Source organism: Shewanella pealeana ATCC 700345, from assembly GCF_000018285.1.
GTDB lineage: Bacteria > Pseudomonadota > Gammaproteobacteria > Enterobacterales > Shewanellaceae > Shewanella > Shewanella pealeana.
In genome coordinates this window covers 2,358,037-2,371,286 of the sequence record NC_009901.1, presented here as the reverse complement: position 1 = coordinate 2,371,286, position 13,250 = coordinate 2,358,037, and the positions used below count along the sequence as shown (strand labels likewise).

The following is a 13,250-nucleotide window of genomic DNA, read 5'->3' as shown; positions in this document are numbered from 1 at the left end:
TTATTTTTAGCTTACTTCAATGATTCGAGCTCTTCCCATCGCTCAAAGCAACTCTCAAGCTCGCTTTCCTTATCGGACAATGCTTTCAAGTTTTCATTCACTATTTTTTGCTCCTGAGCATAAAACTCGGGTGAGCTAACAACAGTTTGCAGTGCTTCAATATCTTGCTCTAACTGCTCCATTAAAGCGGGCAGAGACTCTAATTCACGTTGTAATTTGTAAGAAAGCTTCTTTTCTACTTTCTTCTCAGCTGCTTGTACTACTGGTTGAGCTTCCACAATAGTTGCTTGGACAGCATTTGTTGCTTGGACAGCATTTGTTGCTTGAGGTTCCTCAGAGTAAAATCTTGCCCCTTGAGAAACCGCATCCTCATAACCACCCACATACTCGCTCCAGCCGCCATTACCGGTAAACCACCAACTACTGGTTACTGTATTATCGATAAATGCACGGTCGTGGCTGACGAGTAATAGCGTACCTTTGTAATCCGCTAGTAGTGACTCTAACAACTCTAGGGTCTCAATATCAAGATCGTTGGTTGGCTCATCAAGAATAATAAGGTTTGCAGGTCTTAATAATAAGCGTGCTAACAACAGACGATTCTTTTCACCGCCAGACAGCGCCTTAACAGGCGTTCTTGCTCGCATAGGTGAGAACAAAAAGTCCTGTAAATAGCTCAAGATATGGCGATCTTGACCATTGATAGTTACCGTCTTCTTGCCTTCGCCAACGTTATCTTCAACCGTCTTTTCTGGATCTAGCGCTTCACGATATTGGTCAAAATAGGCAATTTCAAGTTTGGTACCCACTTTTACGCTACCCGATTGTGCTTCTAGCTGACCAATCAATAATTTAACAAGAGTTGATTTACCACAGCCGTTAGGACCAATCAGCGCTATACGGTCACCACGCATAACCGTTGAACTAAAGTTCTTAACTAAATTTTTCTCAGGTAGGTTGTATTCAAGATTTTCAATATCGAATACTAATTTACCCGAGCGATCTGTATCGGCAACGGCCATCTTTGCGCCACCTTGGCGATTAAGACGAGCCATACGCTCTACACGCAGATCTTTAAGAGCGCGAACGCGACCTTCGTTACGAGTACGTCGAGCTTTTACGCCTTGACGGATCCAAGCCTCTTCTTCTGCTAACTTTTTATCGAAGTGGGCATTTTGCTCAGCTTCAACACGTAGCCACTCAGCCTTACCGTCTAGGTAAGTTTGGTAGTTACCAGGCCAAGAAGTCACCACACCACGGTCAAGATCGACGATTCGTGTCGCCATGCGTTGAATAAAGCCACGGTCGTGACTGACAAACACGATAGCACCACGGTAACTTAATAAAAATTGTTCTAACCATTCAATCGTGTCGATATCTAAATGGTTGGTCGGTTCATCAAGCAGCAATAGATCTGGATCGCTTACTAAAGAGCGCGCCAGTGCCACTTTACGTTGCCAACCACCAGATAATTCCGATAATGCAGCATCAGCGTCTAAGCCGAGTAATTCACAGTTTTGATTAATTCGGTTATCAAGCTGCCAGCCATTAAGATGATCGATATCATCTTGAAGACGCTCCATCTGCTTAAGCATACGCTCCATTTCATCTGGAGAGGCTGTGGCTAAATCATGAGAAAGCTGATGATAACGCTCTAACTTTTCACCGACCTCTTGCAGGCCTGCTGCAATATACGCATACACAGTACCCTGCTCTGCTTTAGGTGGATCTTGTTGCAAACGACTTACTTTAACGTCAGTTGCAATGTTAAACTCACCTTCATCAAGCAGTACGTCACCACTTAACACTTTCATCAAACTTGACTTACCAGCGCCATTACGGCCTACGATACAAACACGCTCACCGGGTTCAATGGTAAAATCCGCTTTTTGCAATAATGGGGTATAACCGTAGGCTAAAGAGCCGTTATTAATACGTACGAGACTCAACTTACGCTCCTAAAAATTCTTCTAATGCTTCGAGATCAAACGGCCAATTAAGTTCACATTGACTATCGACAATTTTGACGACCGGAATTCGAATGCCATATTGTTCAGCTAGGTTTTCATCATCGCAGATATCCAAGGCATCATATTTAACACCAATCTGTATGAGCAACTCAGCTGCTAACTCACACAGATGACACGCATCTGTGTGATATAAAATAACCGAGGCCTTAGCCTGCATGGGTAATTAACCAAGTATTATGTATGTGAGGGTTGCGCTTGAAATCCAGTGGCAGTGTTTGGTTATCGATGTTTTTAATCGACATACCTTGTGCTTCCAAAGCCGCAATTTCCATCTTGAATTTACGTTTGTTGTTAGAGAAAATGATTTCTCCGCCAGGATTTAGCAGCTTAAACACATCACTTAACATAGCGACATGATCGCGTTCTACGTCAAACGAGTCTTCCATACGCTTTGAGTTAGAGAAAGTCGGTGGATCGATGAAAATAAGGTCAAATCTATCATGAGTCCTTTTCATCCACTGTAGGCAGTTAGCTTGAACGAACTGATACTTATCGCTATTTAAGCCATTTAATGCAAAGTTTTCTTTTGCCCAATCGATATAAGTATTTGACATATCAACAGTTGTTACTGAAGTCGCCCCACCAAGTGCTGCATGTACTGACGCAGAACCCGTATAAGAGAATAGATTACAAACACTTCGACCTTTTGATTTTTCACCAACAAGCTTACGTGTTAAACGGTGATCGAGAAACAGTCCAGTATCTAAGTATTCTTTTAGGTTTAACTTAAACTTAGCACCGTATTCCGTGGTAATAAGTTCAAGTTTGTTGGCAACTAACTTCTCATACTGATTGGTACCCTTCTTGCGTTCACGGGTTTTCAAAATAATATGGTTCGGGTCTATACCAATTGCGCTAGGTAAAGAAATTAGAACGTCTGTAAGACGACGCTTAGTCACTGCTTCTGGAATTTGCGATGGCGCGGAGTACTCTTGAATCACAACGTAATCAAGATACTTATCTACTGCCACATTGTATTCCGGTAAGTCGGCATCATATAGTCGGTAACTATCGATGCCCTCTTTCTTAGCCCACTTTTCTAACTGTTTAAAGTTCTTTTTAATACGGTTAGCAAACGGCACGGCGATATCGCTGACATCGCCTTCAATTTTGATATTTGCTGGATCGACGCGGCGTGTATTTTCAGCATGAACCGTATAAAGGTTAAACGCACACTCAAGTGCACCGTTATTCATCTTCATCTGCTTGTCAGCTTTTAGTTTCAATGCTGATAACAGTTCAATATCACTATTTAAAATAGCAATACTCCAACCACCAAACTCAGCCTTAAACTTATCACCTAACTGATAATACAGTTGCAACAATGAGGTTACGTTGCCTAAGCGCTCACCGTATGGCGGGTTAGAGATCAAGAAGCCAGACTCTACCGGCACATCAATAGTTAATGCATTGCCAACGCTGAAGTCAATCAACTCAAGTACGCCCGCATTTTCTGCATTACGCTTTGCTAACGCAACTAAGCGAGAGTCAATATCTGAGCCAAAGAACTTAATTTCGCAACGGGTTTTACCGATAGATGCACGGGCTTGAGCCTCATTTAATAGCTCTTGCCATACTTTCTTGTTGTGAGGTAACCAATGGTCAAAACCAAAGCGTTCACGGTGAATACCTGGCGCGATATCACAAGCCATCATGGCCGCTTCAATCAAAATAGTTCCGCTACCACAGAAAGGATCAAGCAAATCAACTTTATCAGCCTGCCAACCACTACGAACAAGCATATTAGCTGCTAAGTTTTCTTTTAGTGGCGCCTCACCCGTTGTAGAGCGATAACCACGCTTATGCAGTGCTGGGCCAGAGAAATTGATACCAATAGTGATCTCGCCACGTCTAAAGTGCGCATCGATTCTAAAATCTGCATCCACTCTCTCAACATTTGGACGAGAAAAGTCATCATCTCTAAAACGATCAACAATCGCATCTTTGATTTTTAACGCACCAAATTGGGTGTTCTTTATGAAGCCACCTAGACCGTGGAAATCGATGCTAAATGTACTGCGGTTCGAAAACTGCATCTGCCAGTCAATACCATAGGCTGCGTTATACAGTTGCTCAGGAGATTCACAAGGTCCCTTGTAAATGACAAAAATGATTCTGCTCGCTAAACGCGACCACAGCGTTATACGATATCCAAGCTCCAACGGAGCGGAAAAATAAACCCCGGCAACACTTTCTTTAATTTCAGAAGCGCCTAGCTCGGCTAGCTCAAGTGATAACGCGTATTCATAGCCCCGCGGAGCTGCAGCAAAAAAATTTAACATTGATAGATAGTCGACACACAGTAAAAATTAGTTAGGCATTATACCTGCTAGCGCCGCCAAAAGATAAAAGTTATTGGTTAAAGCCTAATTAAAAGCCAGTAATATAGATTTAAGTACCAACAAATCGATAAGCGAGCAATAAACCACCATGTAAGCAACTAATTACAAAAGTTTGTTGCAATGTATCTAAGCCATCGCTATAGTTCGCCACCTCTTCAGGACAGGCACTGAGTTTTAACTTAAGTTGTAGTGTTTTTGAAGATGTAAAATTGGACGCGGGATGGAGCAGTATAAAAGCTACTCTGACTCAACTCTTTATAAAAGCAAGGCGAAGGTCGTTGCCATATCTTTTGTAGAATGAAGTAAAATAAATACAATTCGGACGCGGGATGGAGCAGTTTGGTAGCTCGTCGGGCTCATAACCCGAAGGTCGTTGGTTCAAATCCAGCTCCCGCAACCACTTCCTTATAATGAAGTAAAACTAATAAATACAATTCGGACGCGGGATGGAGCAGTTTGGTAGCTCGTCGGGCTCATAACCCGAAGGTCGTTGGTTCAAATCCAGCTCCCGCAACCACTTCCCTATAATGAAGTAAAACTAATAAATACAATTCGGACGCGGGATGGAGCAGTATGGTAGCTCGTCGGGCTCATAACCCGAAGGTCGTTGGTTCAAATCCAGCTCCCGCAACCACTTCCCTATAATGAAGTAAAACTAATAAATACAATTCGGACGCGGGATGGAGCAGTTTGGTAGCTCGTCGGGCTCATAACCCGAAGGTCGTTGGTTCAAATCCAGCTCCCGCAACCATTTCTTCTTTTATAGAAGAATAAAGTTTATATGTAGGCCAGCGAAAGCTGGTTTTTTTGTATCTGAAATTTGTAAATTGTTTACCCTCCATTTCCTTTAAGCTTCTAGTGATTATAAGAAGCTGTGATGAGGGATAGAGCAGTTTGGTAGCTAGTTGGGCTCAGCTCTAACCGCTTAGCGAAGGTCGTTGCCACTTATCTTATAAATCTCAATTCAGCTCCCACTATTTAAAAGCTTAAAGCTGCCATCACTCCATAAAGTTATTAACCGACTCTTTAACTCAATAGAATTCAAAGTCCAGCAATAACCTTCTAACCATAAGCTGCGACAGTTTGTATCCATTTACGCTAGCTTATTGCTCCCCTGCCTAGAATCGTTAAAATCAACACTCAACTGCAACACCAGACACATCAGGTTAACAACATTTTAATTGATGATATAATTGTGAGAACAAAATGAATAAAGCAATTCCTCTTCTATTTTGTATGACTTTGGCCGCTTGCGGTGGCAGCGAAACAGATAATGTTGAAATACCTCAACCTCCTATCCAAGCACCAAATTTACAAGCTGACATTTGTTACCAGATGTCGACGACTATGGGCGATATACTATTAGCTATCGATCTAACTAACATGCCAATCACGGGTCAAAACTTTAAAAGTTATGCTGATGAAGGCTTCTACACTGGAACCTTATTTCATCGCACTATCAATAATTTCGTAATACAGACAGGAGGTTTTACTAGTGGTTTAGTATATAAGCCTGGTAACGAACCGATAGTTAATGAGGCTGATATAGGGATAAGTAATAAGCGCGGCACCATTGCTATGGCTCGTACGAGTGCAGCTGATTCTGCAACCACTCAGTTTTTCATTAATGTATTAGATAACCCTCAGCTAGATGCAACAGACGCTAACTATGGCTATGCTGTGTTTGGCAAGGTATTGCAAGGTATGGATGTAGTGGATCAGATAAGCATCGTTGAAACGGATAGTAATGATGTTCCGAAAACAGAAATCATTATTAATTCACTTACAGAATCTAGCTGTATGGTCAATTAACAAGCTATAAAATGAGTGTCGTTGCTTACTTTCTATAGCGCGACACTAACATATAAACCCTATCATATTTTCCCACCCTCTTCGCTTCCTCACTGCAAACTATTAACTGAGCAACTAGCAAGTTACTATGGGCCAATAAATATCCTCAATGATTGCAATGAGCACCTACAGTAAAACTATGAATAGCCTTTATTTAAAAACTCGCTATTAGATAGAGCTGACTCACATATATAGCGAATTAATACTAATCACATTGGAGTTGCCTAGAAAACCTAGCAAGAACTTTGTAATTCCTAAATTTAATACTGCGTGGTTTTTATGCTGCGTAGATCTGCTGCTGGGTCGATGTTGTGAGTGGCGCCAACCTGTCATGCATAACTTTTATCGTTTCAAACTGACCCAGTGTTTTCGTGTCTGTTAAACGGCATTCTGCTGACATGATCATGACTAAAGATGCTTGTAATCCAGACTCTATCACCATTGCTAGAACTGTGTGCTCGCTTGTCGTCAATTGAAATAGTTTGCCTACTTCACTATAAACACATTGATGTGAAGTACTAAAAAACCATGACTTCGGCATTTGAGGTTTTAATAGAAAATGAGCAGCAGTAGCATTTAATGCAATTTGAACTAATAATGCATCGTTCAATGGAAGTGTTTTTGATAAACGATCAACCAAGTCTATATAGAACTTAGCGTGTTCAACACTAAACTCCATTGTTTCTTTGGCATCAGGTATTAAGGACTTTAATTTATAAGGCGACAAAAACTCCATGTCATCCCCTAACGAAACGCTTAACACTCCATGCGTTTCACTATATCCCCACTGCCAATCCCTTTTTGGCATTAATAACATAACGTTTACCTTTATTTAGATACAAACCGATAATAGATGATAATTTCATCAATATCAAAATAAATTTTATTCGATATGGTATTAGAATTATTAAATAAAAACGATCATTGCGATCCAATTAAGATCCCAATGATCGTTTTATGCTCTAAATAATAACTTTAGATCGATAGGGCTTATTTAATTCGATATGCTTCTACAATATCTTTAATTAATTTTGGTCCTTGATAGATAAAACCAGAATAAATTTGTACCATTTCAGCACCGGCGTCTAGTTTATCAAGTGCGTCTTCAGCGCTGTTAATACCACCAACACCGATAATTGGCAGCTGTCCTTTTAAACAATCAGCAAGTTGTTTGATAACCATTGTAGACAATGAATTCAATGGCTTACCACTTAGTCCGCCCGCCTCATTGGCATTAAGCAAACCACTTACACCGTCACGAGTTAATGTAGTATTGGTTGCGATAGCTGCATCGAATTCGCTTCTAATTAACGCGTCAGCTATTTTCTCAATCTCTTCACTTGACAGGTCTGGCGCAATTTTTAAAGCAATTGGTACGTACTTACCGTGTTGTTCAGCAAGTTCTTTTTGCTTCTGCTTTAGTGATCCAAGTAGATCATCTAAAAGATCGCCGTACTGAAGCGATCGTAGACCAGGTGTATTTGGTGATGAAATATTGACTGCTATATAAGCGGCATAAGGATAAACCTTATCCATACAGATCAGGTAATCTTCCTTACCTTGCTCTACTGGTGTGTCTTTATTCTTACCAATATTGACACCAACCATCGCATTCGACTTAACCGCTTTAAGATTAGCAACTAGATTATCAACACCTTTGTTGTTAAAACCCATACGGTTAATAATCGCTTTCGCGGGTTTTAGTCTAAAACAACGTGGCTGTTCATTACCTGGTTGAGGGCGTGGTGTAACCGTGCCCACTTCAATATGACCAAAACCCATAGCATGGAATGCATCAATGCATTCACCTTCTTTATCCATACCAGCAGCAAGACCCACTGGGTTTGGAAAAGTTAGTCCCATCATTGTCACTGGGGCTGGCTTAATATTTTGCGCATAAAAGCAATTTAAAGGTGAATTACCAGTAAATTTTAAACTGCCGATAGCGAAATTATGGGCCAGTTCTGGATCCATCTGAAACATGAACTTTTGTGCGATTTTATAAAACATGTTTTCTCCTAGACCGAAAAAAGCCCCGGCAATTGCCAGGGCTGCTGATTTTAATCAGATTACTTTTGACCTTCACAATGAAGGATCAAAAGATTAAGTTCACGTAAGGCTACAGAGAACTTTGCAAACTCATGGCTTTGCGAAGTCTTAAAGTCAGCTAGCATATGGAACCAACGTTCCAATAGGCTCTGATTCGACTCAATCCATTCTGATATGATCTTGTTCGCATCACAGGTTTCCGTACAAGTTCTCAATACGACAGAGCTGAGTGAACGCTGCTGCCAATCAAGCTCTTCCCTAAAGGCGGCTCTAGCCAGTGCTTGCCAATGGTTCGAAACAGGTTGTGCGCTAATCTGTTCAAGGAACCAATGTAGATCGACACTTGCACCTAGCTTAAAGTACGTTTCAGCGACTAACGGAACTGGCTTACCTTCAAGATCACATATTTGTGCGATATCTAATGCCGAGAACAAGGTACTGACATTTGCCACAACCATGGCAACATCTTCAGGTACCCCTTCTTTAATTAATGCATTCGACTCTGCGCGAATTCCTTCAACTTCCTCATTAACCATGTATTGATGCACGCTTACTTTCAAATCATCAAACACAGGTTTAAAGAACTCGATTGTCTGTTCAATATTCAAGTTACGGTTGCGGTGGCGTAGGAACCAACGACTCGCACGACGAATATTGCGACGTAACTGATGCAGCATTTCACACTGTACAACAGCTGGAATAACGCCATTCAAATCAGTAATAGATTTGGTTAAATCAGCTAAACCAAACACTTCGCGTGCCATAGTATAACAAATGGTAGCTTCCGCTACTGAGGCACCTGTCTCATCTTGCATACGTTGCACGAAATTAAGTCCCATATCATTGACCAACTCATTGGCCAAAGAAGTAGCAATAATTTCACCACGTAGCGGATGCGATGCCATATTATCGATGTACTTCTCTTGTAACTGCTTAGGGAAGTATTCAATTAATAGCTGACTTAAGAAGCTATCTTCAGTAATTTCTGAAGTTAATAGCTGCTCTTTTAATACCATCTTAGCGTAAGCAACTAACACCGATAATTCTGGTCGTGTCAGCGATTTACCATTAACTAAACGGTCGGCTAATTCATCTTCATTTGGTAAGAACTCTAGTGCTCTATCAAGCTTGCCCTCTTTCTCAAGATAATGAATGAATCGAATCTGCTCTTTAAGCTGCTCAGCGCCACGTACTTGCGTGACTGAAATCGTTCTGGTTTGATCTTTACAGTCTTGAAGAACGATACGGCTCACTTCATCCGTCATCTCTTCAAGCAGACGATTACGCTGCTTAACTGTCATCTCACCATCTGCGACTAACGCATTAAGCAAAATTTTAATGTTTACTTCGTTATCTGAACAGTCAACACCACCCACGTTGTCAACGAAGTCAGTGTTCATGCGCCCACCATTAGCGCAGTATTCAATACGACCTAGCTGGGTACAACCTAAGTTACCACCTTCACCAATAATCTTGGCTTTGACTTCATTGCCATTTACACGAATTGCGTCATTAGCGCGATCACCAACTTCTGCATGTGATTCAGTGGTCGCCTTAACATAAGTACCAATACCGCCGTTCCAGATAAGATCCACTTGCATCTTAAGTAGTTCTTTTAGCAGCTCAAGCGGTGGCATAGAAGCTTTTTGGCTTCCCAACATCTTCTTCATTTCTGCTGACAATGGAATCGACTTCGCTGAGCGTAAGAAGATACCACCACCTTTAGAAATGAGCTCTTTGTTGTAATCCTCCCAGCTAGAGCGTGGCAGCGCAAACAAACGCTCACGTTCCACATAACTGGTCGCGGCATCTGGATTTGGGTCGATGAAGATATGCATGTGGTTAAAGGCTGCGACTAGTCGGGTATGTTTCGACAATAACATACCATTACCAAAGACATCACCGGCCATATCTCCGACGGCTAAACAGGTAAAATCAGTAGTTTGACAGTTAACGCCCATTTCACGGAAGTGACGTTTAACAGACTCCCATGCACCACGTGCGGTAATACCCATCTTCTTGTGGTCATAACCGTTACTGCCACCCGAAGCGAATGCATCGCCTAACCAGAAGTTATATTCGATTGCAATTTCATTGGCGATATCAGAGAAAGTTGCAGTCCCTTTATCGGCAGCAACAACAAGATATGGGTCGTCCTCATCGTGTCTTACTACATTTTCAGGAGCAATGACCTCACCATTGATAATGTTGTCACTGATATCGAGTAAACCGCGAATAAATAAGCGGTAGCATTCTTGTCCTTCCGCGAAGAAAGCTTCACGTCCACCGTCTGTAGGCAGTTGCTTACATACGAAACCACCTTTTGCTCCTACAGGAACAATTACCGTATTCTTAACTTGCTGCGCTTTAACAAGACCTAACACTTCTGTACGGAAGTCCTCTCGTCTGTCTGACCAACGCAGGCCACCACGAGCGACTTTACCACCACGAAGGTGTACGCCTTCTACACGTGGAGAGTAAACGAAGATTTCATATTTAGGCAGTGGCTTTGGCATTTCAGGGATCAATTCAGGTTCAAATTTGAACGAGATATATGATTTTGGCAAGCCTGATTCTGCCAGCTGATAGAAGTTGGTACGGTTAGTTGCATTAATCAAATCAAGATAACGACGAATAATTCTGTCATCATCTAAGCTAGAAACATCATCAAGACGAAGATCTATTTGTTCAATGAACTTGTTTAACGTACGCGTTTTCAACTTAGGGTTGAACTTGCGAATGTACATTTTAACAAGCAGATCAGCAATTTGCGGATAACTTGAGAAAGTCTCTTCAATATAGGCTTGGCTAAATGTAGAGTCGATTTGACGCATATATTTAGCATAAGCACGAAGTACTGACACTTCGCGGCCCGTTAGGCCAGTTGAGAGAACTAAACGGTTAAAACCATCATCTTCTAGCTCTTTCTTCCACACCTGTGACAACGCAGTTTGGAAACGCTCCTGGCTGTCAGCAAGATCATCTGATGCCACACTTTGGGTTGTCATCAAAAAGTCTAGGATCCAATATGTGGCACCTTCGACAGTTTTAACTTCATAAGGTCTTTCATTAATTACTCGAAGACCGAAGTTTTCAAGCATTGGCAACACGTCTGAAAGATGGATAGGTTCATCTTTGTGGAATAACTTTAGACGAACCTTATTGTCGTTTAACGCTGTTTCTTGTGGTTGATAGAACAACATACCCAATTTATGGTCATCATCAAGCTCTTCAAGATGCTGAATATCGACAACTGCAGAACTAGGCAGAACATCTTCTTTATAGCTACGTGGAAATGCATCCACATAACGCTTAATCAGGCTATTTCCTAGCTCTTCGCCTTGAGCGCTAAACACTGCACTAGCAAGCTTGTCTTCCCAAGAGCGAGCCGCTTCGGTCAAATTATTCTCAATCGCTGCCACATCGACGTCCATACTATTATTGTCAACTTTGATGATGTAATGGGTTCTTGCCAAAGTAGACTCTGAGAAATATGTGGTGAACTCCACGTCTTCACTACTATTGAAATGCTGCGCAAGGATACGCTGGGTATCTTCACGTAACTTAGTGTTATATCTATCTTTTGATACATAAACTAAGCAAGAGAAGAATCTGCCAAAGCCATCTTTACGAACAAACAATTTCAGCTTGTCACGATCTTGCATCTCAAGTACACCGTGAGCGATTGATGCAAGCTGTGTAACACTGGCTTGGATCAACTCATCTCGTGGTAGAGTCTCGAGGATATGCATTAAAGCTTTATAGTCATGAGAGCGAGGTGCTAGACCTGAACGGTCTAATACCCGTTGCACTTTTTGCGCAAGTAAAGGAATTTCACGAGGACTACGGTTATACAGATTTGAGGCATACAAACCGATAAATCTATCTTCACCAATAACGTTACCCTGCTCATCGAAGCGTTTAACACCGATATAATCCACATAGGCAGGACGATGAACGCGGCTTTTCTCACTACTCTTAGTCAACACCAATAGGCTTTTATCTAGCGCCTCTTTACGTGCATTCTCTGAAAAAGTTGACAGGAGAAGACCTGTTTCAGTTTTGGTTTTACTTGATTTAGCCATCAAGCCTAGACTAGTCGATTTATCGGCGACCAACTCTAAATCACCCTCGACTTTATGCAAGTCATAACGGCGATAGCCAAGTAATGTAAGGTGATGGTCGTTTAGGTAAGATAAGAAGTTTTTCGCTTCATTTAGCTCTTCCTTAGTACCGGGGTAAGGACGATTTTCTAACTCGTTGATGGTTTCGCCAAGCTTGGCCGACATTGCTTCCCAGTCATTAACTGCAGCAGCGACATCTCCAATCACTGACTCAATCTCTTTCGTAAGTGACTTAATATCGTCATCGCTACTTTGACGGTCAATCTCAATTAGAAAAACAGCAACCTTGTCGACGTTTTCTTGTTTATCTGAACTATAACTAACATGAGTTACCACACCGTCTTGACGCTCTATAACCATCGGCGTGTGCAGCATCATATGTGCCTTAATGCCCAAACGGTTAATCGCCATGCCAACTGAATCGACTAGGAAAGGCATGTCTGGTTGAATAATTTCAATAATCGAGTGGCTTGATTGCCAGCCATGCTTAGACTGGCTCGGGTTGAAGACTCTGATATGACCTTCCCCGACGGAGGTCTTATTCAGTGCGTTCCATTGACTCAAAACAGCGCCATAGAGGTCACTGTCGTTACGCGCATTCAGATCGTCTTTCGACATATGCGCATAGAGGCAAGTTGCGAACTGCTCAACTTGCTTAGCTTGTGAATTGGGTACTTTAGAGTGAATTAGGTTGACTACGTTTTCGAGCAGTACTGAAGGCATTGCATCTTTCAAGGCCATGTTGCTATTTCCTTAGGGGCTATGGCAGCGCTTTTTAATTTTTATGGATGCTTCTTAAACCGACCTGAGCCTATTTCTGTGACCTAGGTCATAGCGCGAAGTCTATTACTAAA

Annotated in this window: 7 protein-coding genes and 4 tRNA genes; 5 read left to right on the top strand and 6 right to left on the bottom strand. The window is 41.8% G+C overall.

Features of this window, described 5'->3' with window-relative positions:
- Positions 1-11: 11 nt before the first annotated feature.
- Genes SPEA_RS10215 through rlmKL form a run of 3 tightly spaced genes read right to left on the bottom strand, consistent with a single transcriptional unit; the run spans position 12 to position 4,312 of the window.
- Entirely contained in the window at positions 12-1,949 is a 1,938-nt protein-coding gene (locus SPEA_RS10215) for an ABC transporter ATP-binding protein (RefSeq protein WP_012155188.1), read from the bottom strand.
- 1 nt (position 1,950) lies between these two features.
- Positions 1,951-2,187, bottom strand: coding sequence for a glutaredoxin family protein (locus SPEA_RS10210; protein WP_012155187.1), 237 nt, complete (start codon positions 2,185-2,187; stop codon positions 1,951-1,953).
- Entirely contained in the window at positions 2,177-4,312 is a 2,136-nt protein-coding gene (gene rlmKL / locus SPEA_RS10205) for a bifunctional 23S rRNA (guanine(2069)-N(7))-methyltransferase RlmK/23S rRNA (guanine(2445)-N(2))-methyltransferase RlmL (RefSeq protein ID WP_012155186.1), read from the bottom strand. Before rlmKL ends, SPEA_RS10210 begins: the two co-directional genes overlap by 11 nt.
- A 383-nt stretch (positions 4,313-4,695) precedes the next feature.
- Between rlmKL and SPEA_RS10200 the strand changes: the two genes are divergently transcribed.
- The 5 genes from SPEA_RS10200 (at position 4,696) to SPEA_RS10180 (ending at position 6,184) form a co-directional block, all read left to right on the top strand.
- Positions 4,696-4,772 (top strand) — tRNA-Met (locus SPEA_RS10200).
- A 40-nt stretch (positions 4,773-4,812) separates the two neighbouring features.
- Positions 4,813-4,889: transfer RNA gene (locus tag SPEA_RS10195), tRNA-Met, on the top strand.
- 40 nt (positions 4,890-4,929) lie between these two features.
- Positions 4,930-5,006: transfer RNA gene (locus SPEA_RS10190), tRNA-Met, on the top strand.
- A 40-nt stretch (positions 5,007-5,046) separates the two neighbouring features.
- Positions 5,047-5,123 (top strand) — tRNA-Met (locus SPEA_RS10185).
- A gap of 455 nt (positions 5,124-5,578) precedes the next feature.
- Positions 5,579-6,184, top strand: coding sequence for a peptidylprolyl isomerase (locus SPEA_RS10180; RefSeq protein WP_012155185.1), 606 nt, complete (start codon positions 5,579-5,581; stop codon positions 6,182-6,184).
- A 316-nt stretch (positions 6,185-6,500) separates the two neighbouring features.
- Here SPEA_RS10180 and SPEA_RS10175 read toward each other — a convergent pair whose 3' ends face one another.
- The 3 genes from SPEA_RS10175 to SPEA_RS10165 all read right to left on the bottom strand — a co-directional run bounded on the left by SPEA_RS10175 (position 6,501) and on the right by SPEA_RS10165 (position 13,137).
- Positions 6,501-7,040 carry a cell division protein ZapC gene (locus tag SPEA_RS10175; protein WP_012155184.1) on the bottom strand — a complete coding sequence of 180 codons (540 nt, stop codon included), beginning with the start codon at positions 7,038-7,040 and terminating at the stop codon, positions 6,501-6,503.
- 173 nt (positions 7,041-7,213) lie between these two features.
- Positions 7,214-8,233, bottom strand: coding sequence for a quinone-dependent dihydroorotate dehydrogenase (pyrD, locus tag SPEA_RS10170; RefSeq protein ID WP_012155183.1), 1,020 nt, complete (start codon positions 8,231-8,233; stop codon positions 7,214-7,216).
- Between the two features lie 59 nt (positions 8,234-8,292).
- Positions 8,293-13,137, bottom strand: a complete 4,845-nt coding sequence (locus SPEA_RS10165; RefSeq protein ID WP_012155182.1) for an NAD-glutamate dehydrogenase — start codon at positions 13,135-13,137, stop codon at positions 8,293-8,295.
- Between the last annotated feature and the right edge of the window lie 113 nt (positions 13,138-13,250).

Bases quoted from the DNA above. Each gene is read 5' to 3' on its own strand.
- SPEA_RS10210 (WP_012155187.1), bottom strand. From the start codon at position 2,187: ATGCAGGCTAAGGCCTCGGTTATTTTATATCACACAGATGCGTGTCAT.
- rlmKL (WP_012155186.1), bottom strand. From the start codon at position 4,312: ATGTTAAATTTTTTTGCTGCAGCTCCGCGGGGCTATGAATACGCGTTA.
- SPEA_RS10180 (WP_012155185.1), top strand. From the start codon at position 5,579: ATGAATAAAGCAATTCCTCTTCTATTTTGTATGACTTTGGCCGCTTGC.
- SPEA_RS10175 (WP_012155184.1), bottom strand. From the start codon at position 7,040: ATGTTATTAATGCCAAAAAGGGATTGGCAGTGGGGATATAGTGAAACG.
- pyrD (WP_012155183.1), bottom strand. From the start codon at position 8,233: ATGTTTTATAAAATCGCACAAAAGTTCATGTTTCAGATGGATCCAGAA.
- SPEA_RS10165 (WP_012155182.1), bottom strand. From the start codon at position 13,137: ATGGCCTTGAAAGATGCAATGCCTTCAGTACTGCTCGAAAACGTAGTC.